This is a genomic window from Sphingomonas sp. AC522 (genome assembly GCF_979258125.1).
In genome coordinates this window covers 102,259-122,384 of the sequence record NZ_OZ409836.1, presented here as the reverse complement: position 1 = coordinate 122,384, position 20,126 = coordinate 102,259, and the positions used below count along the sequence as shown (strand labels likewise).

Annotated in this window: 21 protein-coding genes and 1 tRNA gene; 11 read left to right on the top strand and 11 right to left on the bottom strand. The window is 65.3% G+C overall.

Translation table 11 applies throughout. The features are described 5' to 3' along the window. Nucleotides 1-109: 109 nt before the first annotated feature. Nucleotides 110-2,047, top strand: a complete 1,938-nt coding sequence (gene acs / locus ACZZZM_RS00690) for an acetate--CoA ligase (RefSeq protein WP_463593188.1) — start codon at nt 110-112, stop codon at nt 2,045-2,047. A 69-nt stretch (nt 2,048-2,116) separates the two neighbouring features. Beyond that, on the top strand, nt 2,117-4,156 hold the full coding sequence (locus ACZZZM_RS00685; protein ID WP_463593187.1) for a M13 family metallopeptidase: 2,040 nt from the start codon (nt 2,117-2,119) through the stop codon (nt 4,154-4,156). A 98-nt stretch (nt 4,157-4,254) separates the two neighbouring features. Here the strand turns inward: ACZZZM_RS00685 and ACZZZM_RS00680 are convergent, their stop codons facing one another. After that, nucleotides 4,255-4,944 (bottom strand): NnrU family protein, encoded by a 690-nt coding sequence (locus ACZZZM_RS00680; protein ID WP_463593186.1) that lies wholly within the window; start codon nt 4,942-4,944, stop codon nt 4,255-4,257. Nucleotides 4,945-4,968: 24 nt separating this feature from the next. Then, on the bottom strand, nt 4,969-6,567 hold the full coding sequence (locus tag ACZZZM_RS00675) for a peptide MFS transporter (protein WP_463593185.1): 1,599 nt from the start codon (nt 6,565-6,567) through the stop codon (nt 4,969-4,971). A gap of 177 nt (nt 6,568-6,744) precedes the next feature. On the opposite strand from ACZZZM_RS00675, the gene ACZZZM_RS00670 reads away from it, so the two are divergent. The 4 genes from ACZZZM_RS00670 (at nt 6,745) to ACZZZM_RS00655 (ending at nt 8,861) form a co-directional block, all read left to right on the top strand. Beyond that, nucleotides 6,745-7,341, top strand: coding sequence for a nitroreductase family protein (locus ACZZZM_RS00670; protein ID WP_463593184.1), 597 nt, complete (start codon nt 6,745-6,747; stop codon nt 7,339-7,341). An 18-nt stretch (nt 7,342-7,359) separates the two neighbouring features. Beyond that, on the top strand, nt 7,360-7,716 hold the full coding sequence (locus tag ACZZZM_RS00665; RefSeq protein ID WP_463593183.1) for a GntR family transcriptional regulator: 357 nt from the start codon (nt 7,360-7,362) through the stop codon (nt 7,714-7,716). 4 nt (nt 7,717-7,720) lie between these two features. Beyond that, complete coding sequence (lepB, locus tag ACZZZM_RS00660; protein ID WP_463593182.1) at nt 7,721-8,563, top strand: signal peptidase I; 843 nt, start codon at nt 7,721-7,723, stop codon at nt 8,561-8,563. Between the two features lie 127 nt (nt 8,564-8,690). Further along, on the top strand, nt 8,691-8,861 hold the full coding sequence (locus tag ACZZZM_RS00655; protein ID WP_463593181.1) for a putative quinol monooxygenase: 171 nt from the start codon (nt 8,691-8,693) through the stop codon (nt 8,859-8,861). On the opposite strand, the gene ACZZZM_RS00650 is transcribed toward ACZZZM_RS00655, so the two are convergent. Beyond that, nucleotides 8,858-10,561: an acyl-CoA dehydrogenase gene (locus tag ACZZZM_RS00650; RefSeq protein WP_463593180.1), complete on the bottom strand. Its 1,704-nt coding sequence runs from the start codon at nt 10,559-10,561 to the stop codon at nt 8,858-8,860. The genes ACZZZM_RS00655 and ACZZZM_RS00650 overlap by 4 nt on opposite strands. Before the next feature lie 46 nt (nt 10,562-10,607). Between ACZZZM_RS00650 and ACZZZM_RS00645 the strand changes: the two genes are divergently transcribed. Beyond that, complete coding sequence (locus ACZZZM_RS00645; RefSeq protein ID WP_463593179.1) at nt 10,608-11,567, top strand: L-threonylcarbamoyladenylate synthase; 960 nt, start codon at nt 10,608-10,610, stop codon at nt 11,565-11,567. On the opposite strand, the gene msrA is transcribed toward ACZZZM_RS00645, so the two are convergent. Continuing rightward, a complete protein-coding gene (gene msrA / locus ACZZZM_RS00640) occupies nt 11,564-12,109 on the bottom strand; it encodes a peptide-methionine (S)-S-oxide reductase MsrA (protein ID WP_463593178.1) in 546 nt (181 codons plus the stop codon). The genes ACZZZM_RS00645 and msrA overlap by 4 nt on opposite strands. 80 nt (nt 12,110-12,189) lie before the next feature. Here msrA and galE point away from each other — a divergent pair, with 80 nt between their 5' ends. Next, nucleotides 12,190-13,182 carry a UDP-glucose 4-epimerase GalE gene (galE, locus tag ACZZZM_RS00635; protein WP_463596349.1) on the top strand — a complete coding sequence of 331 codons (993 nt, stop codon included), beginning with the start codon at nt 12,190-12,192 and terminating at the stop codon, nt 13,180-13,182. A 159-nt stretch (nt 13,183-13,341) separates the two neighbouring features. Here galE and ACZZZM_RS00630 read toward each other — a convergent pair whose 3' ends face one another. The 6 genes from ACZZZM_RS00630 to folK form a co-directional block, all read right to left on the bottom strand. Then, nucleotides 13,342-14,055, bottom strand: coding sequence for a phosphatase PAP2 family protein (locus ACZZZM_RS00630; protein ID WP_463593177.1), 714 nt, complete (start codon nt 14,053-14,055; stop codon nt 13,342-13,344). Nucleotides 14,056-14,208: 153 nt separating this feature from the next. Continuing rightward, nucleotides 14,209-16,326: a TonB-dependent receptor gene (locus ACZZZM_RS00625; RefSeq protein WP_463593176.1), complete on the bottom strand. Its 2,118-nt coding sequence runs from the start codon at nt 16,324-16,326 to the stop codon at nt 14,209-14,211. A 94-nt stretch (nt 16,327-16,420) separates the two neighbouring features. Then, nucleotides 16,421-16,912 (bottom strand): hypothetical protein, encoded by a 492-nt coding sequence (locus ACZZZM_RS00620; RefSeq protein WP_463593175.1) that lies wholly within the window; start codon nt 16,910-16,912, stop codon nt 16,421-16,423. Between the two features lie 35 nt (nt 16,913-16,947). Then, nucleotides 16,948-17,023, bottom strand: a tRNA-Lys gene (locus ACZZZM_RS00615). Nucleotides 17,024-17,063: 40 nt separating this feature from the next. Then, on the bottom strand, nt 17,064-17,483 hold the full coding sequence (locus ACZZZM_RS00610; RefSeq protein ID WP_463593174.1) for a nuclear transport factor 2 family protein: 420 nt from the start codon (nt 17,481-17,483) through the stop codon (nt 17,064-17,066). Beyond that, nucleotides 17,480-17,944: a 2-amino-4-hydroxy-6-hydroxymethyldihydropteridine diphosphokinase gene (gene folK, locus ACZZZM_RS00605; RefSeq protein WP_463593173.1), complete on the bottom strand. Its 465-nt coding sequence runs from the start codon at nt 17,942-17,944 to the stop codon at nt 17,480-17,482. Before folK ends, ACZZZM_RS00610 begins: the two co-directional genes overlap by 4 nt. 23 nt (nt 17,945-17,967) lie before the next feature. On the opposite strand from folK, the gene ACZZZM_RS00600 reads away from it, so the two are divergent. The 3 genes from ACZZZM_RS00600 (at nt 17,968) to ACZZZM_RS00590 (ending at nt 19,264) form a co-directional block, all read left to right on the top strand. Beyond that, entirely contained in the window at nt 17,968-18,600 is a 633-nt protein-coding gene (locus ACZZZM_RS00600) for a uracil-DNA glycosylase (RefSeq protein WP_463593172.1), read from the top strand. A gap of 9 nt (nt 18,601-18,609) precedes the next feature. Beyond that, complete coding sequence (locus ACZZZM_RS00595) at nt 18,610-18,858, top strand: hypothetical protein (protein ID WP_463593171.1); 249 nt, start codon at nt 18,610-18,612, stop codon at nt 18,856-18,858. Between the two features lie 67 nt (nt 18,859-18,925). Then, a complete protein-coding gene (locus tag ACZZZM_RS00590; protein ID WP_463593170.1) occupies nt 18,926-19,264 on the top strand; it encodes a low molecular weight protein tyrosine phosphatase family protein in 339 nt (112 codons plus the stop codon). Here ACZZZM_RS00590 and aguB read toward each other — a convergent pair. Further along, nucleotides 19,261-20,112 (bottom strand): N-carbamoylputrescine amidase, encoded by an 852-nt coding sequence (gene aguB / locus ACZZZM_RS00585; RefSeq protein WP_463593169.1) that lies wholly within the window; start codon nt 20,110-20,112, stop codon nt 19,261-19,263. The two genes, ACZZZM_RS00590 and aguB, sit on opposite strands and share 4 nt — an antisense overlap. Between the last annotated feature and the right edge of the window lie 14 nt (nt 20,113-20,126).

The following is a 20,126-nucleotide window of genomic DNA, read 5'->3' as shown; positions in this document are numbered from 1 at the left end:
GGTTTCGCGAGCGATTCAGTTCCACCAAAACATTGTCGCAGTTTGTCGCAGTGGATCGCTTGGCGCGCGCGGCCGCGGCTCCTATCAGGGACGAACTAAGGAGAAACCGATGTCCGACAGCGTCTATCCCGTTCCCGCAGAATGGGCGCGCAAGGCTCGCGTGGATGCGGCTGGTTATGAGAAGTTGCACGGCCGCAGCCTGGCCGATCCGGGGACCTTCTGGCTGGATGCGGCGAAGCGGCTCGACTGGATCAAGCGGCCCGAACTGGCCGGCGACTGGTCGTTCGATGAGGGCGATTTCCACATTTCGTGGTTCGCGGACGGTAAGCTCAACGTCTCGGCCAATTGCATCGACCGGCATCTCGCCAAGCGGGGCGACGCGGTGGCGATCCTGTGGGAACCTGATGAGCCTTCGGAGGCACCGCGAAGCTATACTTACCGTCAGTTGCATGCCGAGGTCTGCCGCTTCGCCAATGTCCTGAAGACCCAGGGCGTGGCCAAGGGCGATCGCGTGACGGTTTATATGCCGATGATTCCCGAGGCGGCGTTTGCCTTGCTTGCGTGTGCGCGGATCGGCGCGATCCATTCGGTGGTGTTCGGCGGTTTCTCGCCCGAGGCGCTGGCCGGCCGGATCACCGATTGCGACAGCGCGGTGGTGATTACCGCCGATGAGGGCCGGCGCGCGGGGCGGAAGGTGCCGTTGAAGGCTAATGTCGATGCCGCCGCCAGGAATGCGCCGGCGCTGCAGAAAGTGATCGTCGTGCGCGCGACGGGTGGCGAAGTGACGATGCAGCCGGACCGCGACGTCTGGTATCACGAAGCCGCGGCGCAGGTTTCGGACCAGTGCCCGGCCGAGCCGATGAGCGCGGAGGACCCGCTCTTCATCCTCTACACCTCGGGATCGACCGGCAAGCCCAAGGGCGTGCTGCACACCAGCGGCGGCTATCTGCTCTGGGCGAGCTACACGCACGAGCTGGTCTTCGATTACCGGCCCGGCCAAATCTATTGGTGCGCCGCCGATATCGGCTGGGTCACCGGGCACAGCTATATCGTCTATGGCCCGCTGGCGAATGGCGGCACGACGCTGATGTACGAAGGCGTGCCCAATTGGCCCGATGCGTCGCGCATCTGGCAGGTCGTCGATCGCCACCAGGTCGAGATCCTCTACACTGCGCCCACGGCGTTGCGCGCGTTGATGCGGGAGGGCGATCAATATGTGAGCGCGACCAGCCGCAAATCATTGAAGCTGCTCGGCACTGTCGGCGAGCCGATCAATCCGGAGGCGTGGCGCTGGTATCACGAAGTAGTCGGCGAGGGCCGCTGCCCTATCGTCGATACCTGGTGGCAGACCGAGACGGGGGGCATGCTGATCTCGCCGCTGCCGGGCGCCACTGCGCTCAAGCCCGGCTCGGCGACACTGCCCTTGCCAGGAGTCGATCCGCAGATCGTCGATGCCGAGGGCAATGTGCTGCACGGCGCCACCGAGGGAAATCTGTGCATCGCGCGCAGCTGGCCGGGGCAGATGCGCACCGTCTGGGGCGATCATGCACGCTTCTTCCAGACCTATTTCAGCACCTATCGCGGCAAATATTTCACCGGCGACGGCTGCCGCCGCGACGAGGACGGATATTACTGGATCACCGGCCGGGTGGACGACGTGATCAATGTGAGCGGCCACCGCATGGGCACGGCCGAAGTCGAGAGCGCGCTGGTGCTCCATCCCAATGTCGCCGAGGCCGCTGTCGTCGGCATGCCTCACGACATCAAGGGGCAGGGCATCTATGCCTATGTCACGCTCAACAGCGGCGTGGCCGCGTCCGAGGAATTGCGCGACGAGCTCTGCAAATGGGTGCGCACCGAGATCGGTCCGATCGCCACCCCCGACGCGCTGCAATTCGCGCCGGGCCTGCCCAAGACCCGCTCGGGCAAGATCATGCGCCGCATCCTGCGCAAGATCGCCGAGGGGGGCGTGTCCTCGCTTGGGGACACCAGCACGCTGGCGGACCCGGCAGTGGTGGACGATCTGGTGGCGAACCGTATCGATTGAAACTAAGTTGCGGCAATGCCGGCACGGCGTTATATCTTGCCAACACAGCTTCCGGCACGAGGATACCATATGAAAATCAAGACTTTGGCGCGCCTGATGGCGGGTGCGGCGCTCTTTGCCGGCGCGATTCCCGCGCTCGCGCAGACTGCGCCCAATGCGCCGCGCTACGGTACGTTCGGCATCGACACGAGCGGGCAGAAGAAGACCGTGAAGCCTGGCGAAGACTTCTGGACCTATGCCAACGGTAGCTGGGCCGATACCGTGCAGATTGCGCCTGAGCTTCCTGCCGCCGGCTATGGCATCCAGCTGGTGCTCGAGGCGGAAGCAAATGTCCGCACCATCCTCGACGACATGGCGAAGAACCCCGCTGCCTATGGCGCGACCGGCAAGCAGGTCGGCGATTTCTATGCGGCCTGGATGGACGAGGCGGGCATCGAAGCCCGCGGCACTGCGCCGCTCAAGCCCTATCTAACGCGCATCGCCGGCGTGCAGGATCTCGCCGGGCTCCAGGTGCTGTTCGCCAGCGTCGGCTATGCCTCGCCGGTGGACGTGGAGGTCATCCCCGATTTCGCCGATCCGACGCGCTACACTGCGATGGTATCGCAGGGCAGGCTCGGCATGCCGCGCGATTATTACCTGCTCGAAGGCGAGAAATACGACGCCTTCCGCACTGCCTATCGCGCCTATGTCGTCAAGATCCAGGAGCTTGCGGGCATTGCCGATGCCGCGGCCAAGGCGGATGCGATCATTGCGCTGGAGACTGCGATCGCCAGGAAGCAATGGTCGCCCCAGGAAAGCCGCGACCTCGCCAAGCTCAACGATCCGCAGTCGATCGCCGGGCTCGAGGCCAAGGCGCCCGAATTCGAATGGGAGCTGATGCTCAAGACCGCGGGCATCGACAAGGCGCCGACGATCATCATGGGAAACAACACCGCGCTGACCGAGATCGGCAAGATCATGGTGGCAACGCCGCTCGCGACCTGGAAGGACTATCTCGCCTTCCGCTTCGTCAGTGACAATGCCGGCTTCTTGCCCAAGGCGTTCGATGACGCGCGCTTCGGCTTCTATTCCACGACGCTTAGCGGCGTGCAGACCAAGCGCGACCGCTGGAAGCGCGGCATCCAGCTCGTCAATGGCGCACTCGGCGAAGCGGTCGGCGCGATCTATGTCGCCAAATATTTCCCGCCCGCTTCGAAGGCGCAGATGACCGAGCTGATCGAGGATCTGCGCGGCGCTTATCAGGAGCGGATCCAGGGCTCGACCTGGATGGACGAGGCAACGCGCAAGGCTGCGCTCGTCAAGCTGGCTGCGTTCGAGCCGCGTATCGGCTATCCGGAAAACTATATCGATTACACGTCGATGAAGGTCGATCGCGGCGATTTGCTCGGCAATGCGATGCGCTCGGCGGAATTCCAGCATCAGCTGCAGCTCCAGCGCTTCCCCAAGCCCGTGGACCGCTCGTTGTGGAACATGACTCCACAGACGGTGAACGCCTATTACAGCCCCCTTGCCAACCAGATCACTTTCCCCGCGGCGATTCTCCAGCCGCCTTATTTCGATCCGAACGCCGATCCGGCGATCAATTATGGTGCGATCGGTGCGATCATCGGCCATGAAATGGGGCATGGCTTCGACGATCAGGGCAGCCAGTTCGGCCCGACGGGCAAGTTCGAGAATTGGTGGTCCGACGCGGCCAAGGCGGCGTTCAAGGAGCGCACCGTTGCGCTCGCCGCGCAATATGATGCGTACGAGCCGATCCCGGGCACCAAGATCAACGGCAAGCTGACGCTCGGCGAGAATATCGGCGATCTTGGCGGGGTCGAGGCGGCCTATGCCGCGTATCAGCGCTATCAGGTCAAGCACGGCAAGGCGAAGGTGATCGGCGGTCTGACCGGCGACCAGCGCTTCTTCCTGTCCTATGCCCAGGCGTGGCAGGCCAAGGTGCGGGAGAATTCCGAGCGCCAGGCGCTGCTCACCGATCCGCACTCGCCCGCCAAGTATCGTGTCAACGGCATCGTCCGCAATGTCGATGCCTGGTACAAGGCGTTCAACATCCAGCCGGGCGACGCGCTGTATCTCGCTCCAGAGAAGCGCGTGCATATCTGGTAACCGACCGAATGGAAGGCAGGGCGTCGCACGAGAGTGCGGCGCTCTTCTTTTTGTCACCTGTTTGTTCGTGGATTCCGGACGACGTTGGGGATGAGGGGCTAATGAAGCCAGCGCCAGATACCCGCGGCGAGCGGGCCGCCCAGCGGCTCGTGCGCCCAGGTCGCGGCCAGCCACAGAATTAGCCCACCGAGGATCGCGCGGCCCCCGCCGAGCGACCATTGCGCACGCCCCGCGATCTGTGCAGCAAAGGGCAAATATGACGTCCCCGCCTTCCAGTCGCGCCATGCGGGCATGAGCCCGGTCTTCTTGGTATCCTGGAGCGCGGCGCCGACCAGCGCGAGGATCAGGATCGCCGCGGTCAGCACCAGATTCCCGCTCGTTGCGAACACCGTGAAATGGACCAGCGCCCAGATCGCGAAGCCCCACATCATCGGATGCCGCGTGACTGCATAGACGCCGCTGGCCGCGCCGATCGCCTCATGCCCGCCGGCTTTTGGGTTGGGGAAAGCGGGGTTACCGAACAGCGATCCGACGAACAGCACGCTGCCCAGCAGCATCGCCGCGCTGGCAATGGCCCAGCCGGTATCGCCCAGGTCCCACCAGAGCGGCTCGGGCGGCGCGGCGCGGAAAGCGAGCGCCATCCAGGCGAAGCTACCCAGCGCAACCATGGAGTACAGCCCAAGAAAAGGCCCCTCGCCGATCCGATCGACAAGGGGCCTTCGCAAGGGATGCGAGAGGAGAAAATGGAACCCTACGAACGCGACACTCGCTGCGATCAACGACTCCATTTCTGTCTCTCCCCGATTAAACCCTCATAGCGTTTCGTTGCGCGTCCGCGTGCCGGGCGCGGCCGGCTCGGCGAGCTGCGCTTCGCCCGCCAGTCCATGGCCCGCTTCGTCCTGGCCGATCGTGTCGAGATGCATCAGCTTGGTGACGAACCAGCTGATGGGAATCGCGACCACGCCGATGATGATGATGTACCAGCCGATCGACTGATAGACTTCGAGCACGCGATCCGGCCCCGCGCCTTCGCCGCCCGTTGCCTGGGCGATCTTTGCCGCGAGGAAATTCCCCGCCGCGGTCGAGAGGAACCAGGTTCCCATCATCAGGCCGACCATGGATCCGGTCGACAGCCGCGTCATGCTCGAAAGCCCCACCGGCGAGAAGCAGAGCTCCGCGGTCGAGTGGAACAGATAGAGCAGAATGACGAAGATCATCGGAGTCATCGCGCCGCCCTGACCTGCGCCCGCGACAAGCACCAGGAAGCCGAGGCCGATCTGGATGAAGCCAAAGGCGAACTTGAGCGGCGCGCTTGGCTCGAGACCGCGCTTGCCCAGCCACGTCCAGAGCATCGCGAACAGCGGCGCGAGGGTGATGATCCAGAAGCTGTTGACCGACTGGAACCACGAAGCGGGCATCTCGAAGCCGAGGAAATGGCGATCGACCTGCTCGTCGGTGAACACGTTGAGTGACGATCCGGCCTGCTCGAACAATGCCCAGAAGAGCGGGCACAGCGCGATCAGGTAAAGCGCGGCGAAGATCCGGTGCCGCTCGACCTTGGGAAGCGTGAAGATCGCGCGATAGAAGATATAGAGGAAAGTGAGGCCGACACAGGCGAGCAGCAGCGTTCCGACCACGCTTTCGTCGCGGATGAGCAGCCAGGCAATGCCGACGGTTGCGAGCGCGCCCAGATAGATCAGCCATTCGCGCGAAATACCGACCGAGGTGCGCTGGACAAGCAACGCCGGGTTGGTCGGCTCGCCCGCATTGTAGAGCTCGCGGCGGAACAGCACGAACACGATTAGGCCGAGCAGCATGCCGACGCCTGCGGCGCCGAAGCCATAGGACCAGCCGACGCGCTCGCCGAGATAGCCGACCAGCAGCGGGCCGATGAACGCGCCCAGATTGATCCCCATGTAAAAGATCGAGAAGGCGCCATCGCGGCGCACATCGTCGCGGCGATAGAGCTGGCCGACCAGCACCGAGATGTTGGCCTTGAGGAAGCCGGTGCCGACGATGATGAAGGCGAGGCCCGCATAGAAGCCATTGAGATAGAAGCCCTGCTCGCCGGTTGGTCCTTCGACCAAGGCGATCAGCAGATGCCCAATCGCGATGAACACGCCGCCGGCCAGCACAGCCTTGCGCGCGCCCAGATAGCGATCGGCCAGATAGCCACCGATCACCGGCGTGATGTACACCATGGAGGTGTAGGCGCCGTAGATGGCGTAGGCCGGGTCCTTGTCGAACAGGAAGTGCTTGGTGAGGTAGAAGATCAGGATGGCGCGCATCCCGTAATAGGAGAAGCGCTCCCACATCTCGGCGAAGAACAGCATGTAGAGCCCGCGCGGGTGCCCCAGGAATGTCTTCGCGTCGGCGGGAATGCCCCCGCCGGCGGCTTGCGTGCTGGCCATGCGACCGTAACCCCTTAGTTTCCTTGGCTCGGAGCCGATTGGGCGGCACCCTAACGGGGTTTGTCCGGCTGTGAAGCCCCGAATGGTTGCATTTGCAACGAGTTCGCGGCGCTGCTCCTATCGCTCGCGGCGGCAGACGGATTTGCCGCCGCCGTCCGGCAACCCTAGATGCGAGCCATGTTCAACGATCGCACCACGCCGCTCTCGCTCCTCAAGACCCGCCGCTCGGGCAAGCCACGCGACATGGTCGCGCCCGGGCCGAGCCGCGAGCAATTGCTCGAAATGGTCGAAATCGCCTCGCGCACGCCCGATCACGGCAAGCTCTTCCCGTGGCGCTTCGTGATCGTGCCCGACGGGGCGAGGGACGCGCTGGCCCAGCGGCTGGGCGAGATCGTCCGCGCCGAAAAGGCAGACTGCACCGAGCGCGATGTCGAGGCCGCGGCGCAGTTCGCCACCCAGTCTCCGGCCCTGATCGTGGTCTTGTCCGCGCCGGTTCGCGAGCACAAAATTCCGTTGTGGGAGCAGGAGCTTTCGGCGGGTGCCGCGTGCATGAACCTGCTTCACGCCGTCCATGCACTCGGCTTTGTCGGTGGCTGGCTTACCGGCTGGGCCGCCTATTCTGAAGCAGTTCGAGATCTGTTCGGCAAGAAGGACGAGCGCATCGCCGGATTCGTCTTTATCGGCAGCGCCGAGCGCGAACTGTCGGAGCGCCCGCGACCGCTAGTGTCCGAAATCGTACAGTTTTGGGAATCGGGGTATGGACAGCCGGGCTAGTCGGTGTATTATAGCAGCATGACAGCGCTAGAGCACGAAGACTCGCCCGTATATCTCAAGCTCCGCGCGAGCATCTCCGCGGCGATCCTGCGCGGCCAGTTTCGCGCGGGCGATCAGCTTCCCTCGGTGCGGGCGTTAGCCGCCGAGCACGGCGCCAATCCGCTGACTGTCGCCAAGGCCTATCAGAGCTTCCAAGACGATGGCTATGTCGAGGTTCGCCGCGGCGTGGGCATGTTCGTGCTGCCGGGCGCCGTCGAGCGCCTCCGCGTTGCCGAGCGCGAGCGCTTCCTGACCGGCTATTGGCCGCGCGTGAAGGATCACATCGCCCTGCTCGGGCTCGATGCGAACGAGCTGCTGGGCCGCGAGCTGGCCTGACGCGATGAAGCGGCTCGCCATTCCCAATTGGCTGCGCCCCTTCACTCCCTGGATATTGCTGGTGCTCGGCACCTTCACCTTCCAGACCGCGATCGCCAAACCCTTCTACATTCCCTCCCAATCGATGATGCCTGCGCTGCTTACCGGCGATCGGCTGCTCGTCAGCAAATACCCTTATGGCTATGCCTATTCCTCGCTCTCGATCCATGGGCGCGATGTGGTGCCCGGGCGGCTGTTCGGCGGGATGCCCGAGCGCGGCGATATCGTCACGGTCGCGCGGCGCGGGGATGGTGCGGATCTTATCAAGCGCGTCATTGGGCTGCCGGGCGATACGATCGCAGTCAGCCACGGCCGGGTGATATTGAACGGCATGGCTGTACCGCGTGTGGCGAACGGCCATGCGATGATCCCGGTCGATGCGAACACGCCTTGCGATGCCGAGATGGTCCGCCCGTTCCGCAAGCCGGGCCCCGATGGTGCGCTCTACTGCCAGCTACCGCTGTACCGCGAGACGCTGCCGGGTGGCGCGAGCTACGACACGGTCGATCTCGGCGACACCTATTTGCCCAATGGCTATCTCAGCCCGCGCGACAATTTCGCTGCGGTGCGCGTGCCCGCGGGCCATGTCTTCCTGATGGGCGACAATCGCGACCAATCCGCTGACAGCCGCTTCACGCTTGAAGAGAAGGGGCTGGGCGGCCCGGTCCCGCTCGAGACGATCAGCGGCCGCGCCGAGTTCGTCACGCACAGCTATAATGGCGACGCTGCGTGGTGGAATCCGATGAGTTGGGTGAGCGAGCTGCGGGGCGGCCGCGCCGGAACATCGCTGCGCCCCGAACGGCGCTGATGCTGGTGATCACCGGCACGTTCCGCGTGCCGCCCGCAAATCTCGAGGCCGCGCGCTCGCACATGGCGGCAATGATCGGTGCCAGCCGCGCCGAGGGGGGTGCCTGCACTATAGCTATGGCGAGGACGTGCTTGATCCCGGATTGATCCACGTCATCGAGCATTGGTCTAGCCGCGAAGCCTTGGTAGCGCACGGTGTTGCCGATCACATCAAGGCATGGCGCGCGAGTTGGCCGGCGCTGGGGGTCGGCGAACGGAGCCTGACGCTGTTCCAGACGGACGAGGGCGCCGCCTGCTAGGCCGCGAATTCCTCCGCATTCACGGCATACAGCACCTCTGCCTTCGCCATCGCGGCAGCCTTCAGCCCAAGTGCCTCGGGCACGATCTGCTCGACATAGAAGCGCGCCGCCACGGCCTTCATCTTGAGGAATGCCGGGTCGCCTTCCGAGCGCACTGCTATCCGACCGCTTTCTTCCATCAGCCAGCCGCACACTGCGGTGGAGAGCATGGTGAGAAAGGGGTAGCTCGCCGCGAGGCGGTCGTCGGTCTCGGAGGCGAGCAGGTTGCGAGCGACTTCCTCGCATGCGTCGACGAGGCGGATCAGCTCGCGGTCCTCGGCATCGCCGCGCATCTCCTGCAACAGGCCGAACAGCGTTCCGCCATTGTCCATGCCAAGCTTGCGGCCGACCAGATCTGCCGCCTGGATGCCGTTGGTGCCTTCGTAGATCGGGAAGATGCGCGCGTCGCGGAAATGCTGCGCGGCGCCGGTCTCCTCGATATAGCCCATGCCGCCATGGACCTGCACGCCGAGACTGGCGACTTCGTTGCCTATATCGGTGGCATGGGCCTTGGCGAGGGGCGTGAGCAGCTCGAGGCGGGCCTTGGCGGCGGCATCCCCGGCATGCGCGCGGTCGAGCTGGCCGAAGGCATAATAGACGAGTGCGCGTGATGCCTGGGTCTGCGCCTTCATGCGCAGCAGCATGCGGCGAACGTCGGGGTGTTCGATGATCGCGACGGGTTCGCGGCTTGCGCCAGGCCGGGCGGACTGGATGCGCTCGCGGGCATAAGCGACGGCGCGCTGGGTGGCACGCTCGCAAACTTCGACGCCCTGAAGTCCCACATTCAACCGCGCATTGTTCATCATCGTGAACATGGCGACGATCCCGCCCATCTCATTGCCGATCAACTCGCCGACGCAATCCTCATTGTCGCCGAAGCTGAGCACGCAGGTGGGGGAAGCGTGGATTCCCATCTTGTGCTCGATCGACACGACGCGGACGTCGTTGAACTCGCCTGGCGTTCCGTCCTCCTGAAGGCGATATTTGGGGACGAGGAAGAGCGAGATGCCCTTGGTGCCCGCGGGCGCGCCGGGCGTGCGGGCCAGGACCAGGTGAACGATGTTGTCGGCCATGTCGTGGTCGCCGAACGAAATGAAGATCTTGGTGCCCTTGATCAGGAAACTGCCATCGCCGCGCGGCGTGGCGGTGGTGCGCAGCGCGCCGACATCCGATCCGGCCTGCGGCTCGGTGAGGTTCATCGTGCCGGTCCACTCGCCGGTGGCGAGCTTGGGCAGATAGGCGTCCTGCTGGGCCTGGCTGCCGTGGTGAACAAGCGACTCGATTGCGCCGACAGTCAGCATCGGTGCGAGCGCGAAGCCGATGTTCGAGGTGCCGAGCGTCTCGATCACAGCGGTGGCGAGGCTGACCGGCAGGCCCTGGCCGCCATAAGCGGTCGGTGAGCCGATCGTGCCCCAGCCGCCTTCGACATAGGCCTTGTAGGCGGCGGCGAAGCCTTCGGGCATCACCACGCCTTGCTCGGTCCATTTAGCGCCGACCTGATCGCCGACGCGCTCGAGCGGCGCCCACTCACCCGCCGCGAATTGGCCGACGCCTTCGAGGACTGCATCGACCAAGTCGGGCGTCGCCTCGTCGGACAATTCTCCCAGCCGCACGATATGGTCGAGAACGAAGCGCTGGTCGGCGACTGCGGGAGTGAACATCGAGCCTCTCTTGTATGCTGGTTGCCAGGGCTATAGCGCCGCTCGGGTGAGTGCTACAAACCCCCGTATCTTACCTTACGGCCAGGCCGCGATTGCCGAGGCGGCGCGGCTGATTGCGGCGGGCGAGTGCGTCGCGGTGCCGACCGAGACGGTCTATGGGCTCGCCGCCGACGCTACCGATTCGCGGGCTGTGGCGGGGATCTATGCGGCGAAGGGGCGGCCGAGCTTCAACCCGCTGATCGTGCATGTAGCGGACCTGGCGGCAGCGGAGCGGATCGCGGTGTTCGACGATGCGGCGCGGGGCCTGGCGGATCGGTTCTGGCCGGGGCCGCTGACCTTGGTGCTGCCGGTGCGCGAGGGGAGCGGGATCGCTTCGCTGGTGACGGCGGGGCTGGATACGATTGCGGTTCGGGTGCCGGCGCATCGGGCTATGCAAGCTTTGCTGGCGGCTTGCGGGGTGCCGCTGGCGGCTCCGAGCGCAAATGCTAGCGGGGGGATCAGTCCTACTCGGGCGGGGCATGTTGCGGCGAGTTTGGCTGGGCGGGTACCGCTGGTGATTGACGATGGGGCTACGCAGGCTGGGTTGGAATCGACGATCGTGATGGGTGGTCGTGTATTGCGGCCCGGGCCCTTGTCGGCCGAAGAGCTTTTCCCCGGCGAAGGCCGGGGCCCAGCCTCGGAGCTCAAGTCTGGGCCCCGGCCTTCGCCGGGGAAAGCAGGGGTGGTTGCTCCCGGCCAGCTCGCGAGCCACTACGCGCCGAGTAAGCCACTTCGGTTGAACGCGACCGACAGCAATAGCGAATGGCTGATCGGCTTTGGTCAAATCGCGGGCGACGATACGCTCTCGGCGAGCGGCGACCTCGCCGAGGCCGCCGCGAACCTGTTCGATGCGCTGCATCGTGCCGATGCGTCCGCGGCACAGGCAATCGCCGTCGCGCCGATTCCCGAGACCGGCGTGGGCGTGGCGATCAACGATCGCCTTCGCCGCGCCGCGCATCGGGATTAGGCAGTCTCGCCCGCCTTGGCCCGGGCGGCGAAACTCTTGCGGAGCTTGCGCAGCTTGGGGGGGATGATCGCCAGGCAATAGGGATTGCGCTGGCCTTCGCCGGCCCAATATTCCTGGTGATATTCCTCGGCCGGCCACCATTCGCCGAGAGTTTCCACGCTGGTGACGATCGGTTGCGGCCAATCGGGGCGGGCGCGTTCCAGTGCGTCGGCGGCTTCCTGTTCCTGCTCGGCCGAATGCGGGAAAATCGCCGAGCGATATTGCGTGCCGACGTCATTGCCCTGGCGGTTGAGCTGGGTTGGATCATGGGTGGCGAGGAAGATGTCGAGGATCTCGCCATAGCTGATCTGATCGGTATCAAAGCTGACCCGGATCGCCTCGGCATGGCCGGTCGAGCCGCTGCAGACCTGCTTGTAGGTCGGGTTGGCGACCGAGCCGCCGATATAGCCGCTCTCGACGCCGGTCACGCCGATCACGTCGTTGAACACCGCTTCGGTGCACCAGAAACATCCGCCTGCCAGCGTCGCGGTCTCGATCGTCATTGGGAACTCCTTGCTTACCTCCCCAAGATAGGATTGAGCGCGGCAACGGCAATGCGGGCCAAGGCAACTCGGGGACGATGATGCGCGACGAAACGGTGATGGTGACGGGCGGGGCAGGCTATATCGGCAGCCATGCCGTGCTGGCGCTGCTCGATGCGGGCTGGAAGGTCGTGGTGATCGACAATCTGGTCACCGGCTTCGACTGGGCGGTGGACGAGCGTGCCAGCCTCGTGGTCGCCAATATCGAGGACGATGCCAAGGTTCGCGCGACGATCCGCGAGCATCATGTCGTCGCGATCATGCATTTCGCCGGATCGGTGGTGGTGCCCGAGAGCGTCAGCGACCCGCTCAAATATTATCGCAACAACACTGTCGCCAGCCGGGCGCTGATCGAGAGCGCCGTGGCAGAGGGCGTGAAGCACTTCATCTTCTCTTCGACCGCGGCGACCTATGGCATTCCCGAAGTGGTGCCGGTGAAGGAAGACAGCCCGAAGCTGCCGATCAACCCCTATGGCATGTCCAAGCTGATGACCGAAATCATGCTCAAGGACGTAGCAGCGGCGCATCCGATCAATTATTGCGCGCTGCGTTATTTCAACGTGGCGGGGGCGGATCCGCAGGGGCGTTCGGGGCAATCGACGGCGGGTGCCACGCATCTGATCAAGGTCGCGGTAGAAGCGGCCACGGGAAAGCGCGACTCGGTCGGCGTATTCGGCACCGATTTCGACACGCCCGACGGCACCGGGGTGCGCGACTATATCCATGTCAGCGATCTTGCGGCGGCCCATGTCGATGCGCTCGACCTGCTGATTGCGGAACCGTCGCGCAATCACACGATGAATGCCGGCTATGGCCGGGGTTTCTCAGTGCTCGAAGTGCTCGACGCCGTCGATCGGGTGACCAACATGACGATCGAGCGCAAGCTGGAGGGGCGCCGGGCGGGCGATCCCGACCTGCTGATCTCGGACAATAGCGCAATTCTCGCGGCGCTGCCGTGGCGGCCGAAGAATGACGATCTCGACCAGATCGTTCGCGATGCGCTGGCCTGGGAGCGCAAGCTCGCCGAGCGCTGAGGCGCGAATCTTCCCAATGTTCGCACTGACCAAGGGCATTGGCCAAGGGCATTGGACCCCGGCGCGACGGCGAGGCTGACGTGCGCACTCGCGGGTTGAATCGACGGTCTCAAAGAGCGGGCGACAGCTGCCGCCCGATCGATCCAAGCAGGCGAAATCCTACATTGCAAGCCTTGGTTTGGCACCCAGCAGCCTTAGCTCGATCCACCACCACAGCATCGCCCAGAAGCCGCCAAACACCCAGCCGGCGACGACGTCGCTGGGCCAGTGGACGCCGAGATAGACGCGGCTGGTGCCGATGGCGCCGGTGAGCAGCAGTGCGATCCCGAGCACGAAGGCGCGCATGTGGCGGTCCTTGAGCACTGGGAAGAGCAATGTGGCCAACGTCAGATAGACGATCGCGCTGTTTGCGGCATGGCCGCTGGGAAAGCTGTGCGAAGTCTCGTCCATCAGCCGGTCGATCAGTTCGGGGCGGCTGCGGCCGACCAGCGCCTTGATCAGCGTGATCGCGAGCGAGCCGAGCGTCGTCGCCAGCACCACCAATAACAGGCTGCGCATCCGCCCCCGAAGGCCGAGGAAAACCGCGGTCGCGATCACGACGAAAGTCAGGATCGTGCTGCTGCCGAGCGCGGTCACGTCGCGCATTGCCGAGGGGAGCCAGGCGGGCCCGGCAGGGGTGTCGGGATGGCCGGGGACGCGCATCGCCAGCATGATCGCGCGATCGATGCTGGCGCCGTCACCCTCGACGAGCTCGCGCCCGAGCCAGAGGATGAGCAGGAGGAGCGCGGCGGTCGCCGATGCCGCGAGGACCGGCCAGGGTATGCGGCGCGAGGCAGGGCGTTCTGGGCCGGTGAGGATGGTGGGTTCGTCCATTGTCTTATCGTGACGCTGCTTCTTGGAGACGGCAACCACCGTCTAACCTGTCACCCTCACCCTTCCGGCGCTTCGCGCCTCCTTCCCTCTCCCATCGGGAGAGGGAAGGGGCCCGCGAGGCGCAGCCGAATGGGAAGGGATGAGGGTGCGGCGTTAAATCTGCACCCGCGCCGTTACGCGGATGTCCCGCCCCGGTAGCGGGGCATAGTCCTTGAGGACGCTCGAATGGCGGCGGGCCTCGACGTCGAAGAGGTTGTTCGCCGAGAGCGAGAAGCTGGTGCCGTCCGGGCCCCAGGGCTTCCAGGCGATCGAGGCATTGACCAGAGTGTGGCTCTTGGTCGGGGTCTCGAAGGCCGCCAGGCGGCGCTGGGCGAAGCTGTGTTCGGCCTCCACGCGCAGATCGAGATGGTCCGACTGTGCCTCCAGCCCGCCGAGCAGGCGCAGCGGCGGGATGCGGGGGGCGGGACCGGCGCCGATGACGTTGGCGTGCACATAATCGGCCAGCGCATCCATGTTGATCGTGAAGTTCTTGACGGTGCCGAGCCGCGCCGAACCCTCGGCCTCGAACCCGTAATAGCGGGCATCGGCCTGATAATATTGGAAGACGGGCAAGTCGTCCTGCGTGGCGCCCGTGGGTGCGTCGTAAATGTAATTGCTGAAGCGGTTGTAATAGGCCGAGGCGCCGAGGCTCCAGCCTTCGCCCGAACCCTTGAGCGTGGCTTCCACGCCCCAGGCCTTTTCGGTGGTGAAATCGGGGTTGCCGATCTCATAGGCCTGGGTGCCGGCATGCGGCCCGTTGGCGAAAAGCTCTTCTGGAGTGGGTGCACGGGCGCTGCGCGAGGCATTGACGCCAAGCCGGACGCGGTCGGCCAACGCATAGCTTGCGCCGATCGAGCCCGAGACACTGTCGAAGCGGCGGTCATAGGCCGGATTGCCGATATCCGAATCGGCCATCGCGCTCAGATCATTATGCTCGTAGCGCAGCGCTGCTTCGGCCTTGAGCGCGCCGAAATCGAGCGATTGCAACGTGAACAGGCCATATTGCGTCGCTTGGTTCTTCGGCAGGAATTTCTCGTCGCCGACAATGTGCATCTGGCGCGACGAGAATTGCGCGCCGCTCACGCCCTCCCATTGGCCATGCGATTCCTGGACGAGCTCAAGCCGGCCTTCCTGACCCTGGCTGAAGAAGGTCGTGCCGACTGCGCCGGTATCGTCAATCTCCGAGTGGCGGTAATCCGCGGCGGCGAGGCGGAGGCGGATTGCGTGGATGCCGGCGGCCTTGGTGATGACTTCGCCGCGAATATCGACGCGGGTCTGCTCGGCGTGGAGGCGGACCTGCTCGGCCTCGACCGCCGGATCGAGCGAATAGCGCACGGGCACCCCATAGAGGCTGTCATAATGGCCGACCGAGAAGCCGAGATTGCCGCCTTCGCCGACGATCGCCGCGCCGCCGGCCACGTCCCAGGTCTTGGCGGCAGTGTTGGGCACGCGGCCCTTGAGCCCCGCCAGCGCCTGGATCTCCGGGTCGGCGCTGGCCAGGGCCTGGGCGCGCAGATTGGGAGCGAGGACATAGCCGCCGGTGCGCTGGTCGCCAGTCTGGGTGAAGCTGCCATCGGCGTGAACGACGATGTTGCCCGAGACCGGCACATCGGCGCGGCCAGAGACCGAACGCTCGTCCGACGCGGTGCCGTAATTGGCGATACCGTCGAAGTGGATTGCCTCGTCAGGCATGCGGCGCGGGATGCGGCTGTCGATCACGTTGACCACGCCGCCGATCGCCGAGGGGCCGAACAGCAGCGCCGTCGGCCCGCGCAGCACTTCGATACGGTCAGCGGTCAGCGGATTGATGATCGCGGCGTGATCGGCCGAAGTGTTCGACACGTCGATGCTGCCGATTCCATCGACCAGCAGCGGCGCGCGCGCGCCGACAAAGCCGCGCAGCACCGGGCGCGAGGCATTGGGGCCGAAGGACGAGGAAGAGACGCCGGGCTGCTTGGCGAGCGTTTCGCCGATCGTCGGGCGCAATTCGCGCTGGAGTTCTTGCGTTGCGAGCACTGCCGTACCGCCCAGCACATCGGCGGCGTTGCGCGCGCGGCTGCCGGTGATGACGATCGCCTCGCTCGGCTCGGTATGATCCTGCGGGGTGTCGGCAGGTGTGTCAGCGGATGTTTTATCGCGGGCCGCGGCCGTGGGGTCTGGATCGGCAGCGCGGGCGGCGGCAGGCAAAGCGAGCGCGGCGCTGGCCGCACCGAGGAGAAGGGCAAAACGCATGGGGATACTCCAGGAAACCTAGTCAGGGGGACTGATCGGCAAACCACGGGACGCACGCGGGCGCAGGGGTGCGCCGGCCGTGCATCGGGGTTGCTCAGGCTTGGGGGAGTATTGGAGGCGCGCGGCTCCGCCAGCCGTGCGACAGCGGCTGGACATGTGCCTGGAGGGCGGGAGGCGTCTCTGCCACCGGGGCAGCGATCAGCGCGGGCGGGGTAACGTCCGACGGGGTCGGTAACAAGGCGCTGCCGGCATGGGCGAGTTCGCGGCAGATCGGGCAGGAATCGGGCAGCTTGAGCGGCGTCTTGTGATCCGCGCTGGCCGCGACATCGACCAGTACGGTTGGGCCGGCGAACGGCGATGCGCCCTCGGGATGGCGATGCGTCTGCGCGACGAAACCCTGCCAGCCGACCGCCAGCATCATCGCGAGCAGTAATGCCCGCCATGCCAAAGCGAGCCGCGGGCCGAGGACGCGCGTCGTCACCGCGCGGCGATCGCCACGCTGGATGCGCTTGTCCTGGATGGCCCGTGCCTTCATCGAATCCGAAAACGCTTTCTGCTGCAGCCGTGGATAATCGATATGTTGCATCGTATCATGACGCAAGCGCTTTGCTGAAGCTGCCTTGGTGGGCTCGATGGGATTCGAACCCATGACCTACAGATTAAAAGTCCGTTGCTCTACCGACTGAGCTACGAGCCCGCACCAAGGCGGTTGCACCTAGGCATGGCGCCCGAAGCGGTCAACCGGCTGGTTTGGCCGGAATGCGCGTTACCTGGACGAGCACGGCGCGCCAGACCCCGCCGACTCGGTGGAAAACGTCCGAATAGCGGAAGCGGCTGGCGAAGCGCTTGCCACCCGATTCGCCGGTGAGCTCGGTTTCGGCGGTTACCACCGCGGCATCGGGGCCGAGGGGAACGACCATGCGATCGACCAGGACGAGGGGGTCGTATTTATCGCCGGGGGTGAGCCAGCCCTCGATGAAATCCTTTTTGCCCAGCCGCTGGCCCGAACCATCGATAAAGACGAAGCCGTCGCCGGTAAGCCGCTCCAGTGCGGCGCGATCCTGGCTGAGCTGGGCGGCATCGAAGGCATCGGCGGCACGCAGTATCTCGGCATTGGGATCGGCGGCGATCAGGCTCAGCGCGAGGAGCAGGGTCATGCGGGTCTCCGGAGGCGGGCGGCAAGTTGGCGGATGCTAAGCCCGGTGATCGGGTCGCGCCAGCCGGGGGCGATGGCGAGCAGCGGCTTGAGGACGAAATCGCGGGCGCGGAAATGCGGGTGGGGGATGGTGAGGTGCGGCTGACTCCAGGCGCCGCCCGACCACAGGATGATGTCGAGATCGATCACGCGCGTTCCCCAGACGCGTCCGCGGCGGCGGCCGAAGTCGCGCTCTATGTCTTTGAGGCGGGCGAGCAGGGTGGGGGGATCGTCGCTGGTCTCGAGGGTTGCCGCGGCATTGGCGAAGCGGCGCTTGGAGGGGCCGAGCGGGGCGGTGCGCAGGATCGGAGAGACGATAACGGGACCGAGAGCGGCGAGTGCGGCGGCGATCTCGCGCTCGGGCGAACCGTGACGGCCGCGGCGATTCGATCCAAGCGCGATCAGATACCTTGTCGTCGTCACATCGCAGGGCCTATCGCGCGCGGATGGACACGCCAAGCCCGGAGCCGCCCCGCGATTGCCCGCTCTGCCCGCGCCTGGTGGCGGTGCGCGAGGAGTTGCGCATTGCCCAGCCCGATTGGTGGAACGCGCCGGTGCCTGCGCTAGGCGAGCCGCAGGCTTGGCTGGCGATCGTCGGGCTTGCGCCGGGGATGAAGGGCGCCAATCGGACGGGGCGGGCCTTTACCGGGGATGCATCGGGCGATTTGCTGTTTGCGACGCTTGAGAAGTTCGGGCTGGCGGAGGGGGGCGAGCCCAAGGGCGTGCTGATCCTCAATGCCGTGCGCTGCCTGCCGCCGGGCAACAAGCCGGTGCCGGAGGAGATCCGGACGTGCCGGCAATTCCTCGCCCCGCAATTGCGCGCGCCGGTGACGGTGGCGCTCGGCCAGATCGCGCACCAGTCCGCCGTGAAGGCGATGGGCGGGCGGCTCCCCAAATGCAATTTCGGGCACCTCAACGAGCATCGCATGCCCGACGGGCGCATGCTGATCGATAGCTATCACTGCTCGCGCTACAACCAGAACACCAACCGGCTGACGGCGGAGATGTTCGAAGCGGTGTTCGCCCGCGCGCTGGAGTTTCGCGCGGCGCTGGGTTCTGGTATCGATGGCGCAGAATAGGAGAGTGTGATGCGCGTGCTCGCTTTTGCCCTGATGCTCCTTCCCGCCACAGCCCTGGCCGGCGAGCGCGATCCGCCGGCCCCCGCCAAAACCTGCAAGAGCCAGCCGACTATGTCGCAACTAGACCGGCCTGCGCCCAATCGGCTGCAAAAGCTCAACGAACTGCCCGAGGCGGAGGCCTATTTCACTGTGCTTCGGCTGGAGGGCGGCTGCGAGACGCCGGTCAAGGTGCGCGAATACCGGCGACGCCAGCGCTGAGAATCAGATATCCTCGGCCCGTATGGCTCGATGCGGCGGTCCCGCGCGCGCCGGAGATGCAGGGGCCATGAAGAAAATACTGTTCGTCTGCAGCCAGAACAAGCTGCGCAGCCCGACTGCGGAACAGGTCTTCGCGTCGCGCCGCGATCTGGAGGTGACGTCGGCAGGGACGAACCATGACGCGGAAAACCCGCTTACCGCCGAGCTCGTGGAGTGGGCCGAGCTGATTTTCATCATGGAACGCGTGCACCGCGCCAAGATGCAGAAGCGCTTTCGGGGGGCGATGAAGCATGCGCGTCTCATCTGCCTCGATATTCCCGACGACTATGCATTCATGGACCCCAACTTGATCCGCCTGCTTGAAGTCCGGCTGGCGCGGTTTCTTCCGGTACAAGACGCTGGCTAGATATCCTGGACCAGCCGCCCGTAGAGTTCGGGGCGGCGGTCGCGGAAGAAGCCGAAAGCAGCGCGGTGGCGCTTGACGCGGTCGAGGTCGAGCTTGGCGGTGATCACGCCGGTTTCCTCGCGGCCGAGTTCGGCGAGAATGTCGCCGCGCTCGTCGGTGATGAAGCTGGTGCCGTAAAAGGTCTGGTCGTGCTCGGTGCCGATGCGGTTGGCGGCGACGACGGGGACCACGTTGCTTACCGCATGGCCGACCATCGCGCGGCGCCACAGGCGTGCAGTGTCGAGGCTGTCGTCATGCGGCTCGCTGCCGATCGCCGTGGGGTAAAACAGGATTTCGGCGCCCATCAGCATCATCGCGCGGGCGGTTTCCGGGTACCATTGATCCCAGCAGACGCCGACGCCAAGGGTTGTGGCGGCGGGGCCGTCCCAGACCTTGAAGCCGGTATTGCCGGGGCGGAAATAGAATTTCTCTTCATATCCCGGGCCATCGGGGATGTGGCTCTTGCGATAAACGCCGGCGACCTTGCCGTCCGGGCCGATCATCGCGAGGCTGTTATAGTGATGCGGTCCGTCTGCCTCGAAGAAGCTGGTGGGGATGTGGATCTGGAGCTCTGCGGCGAGCTTCTGCATCGCCAGCACGGCCTTGTGCTGGCCGACCGGCTTGGCGTTCGAGAACAGACCCTCATCCTCGACCCGGCAGAAATACTCGCCTTCGAACAGCTCAGGCGGAAGCACGACCTGTGCGCCGCGGCTCGCAGCCTCGCGGACCATCTCAGTAATCGCCGCGATGTTTGCGTCGATATCGGCGGTAAAGGCGAGCTGGAGCGCTCCGACGGTGATCTCGGTCATGCGCCGCCATGTAA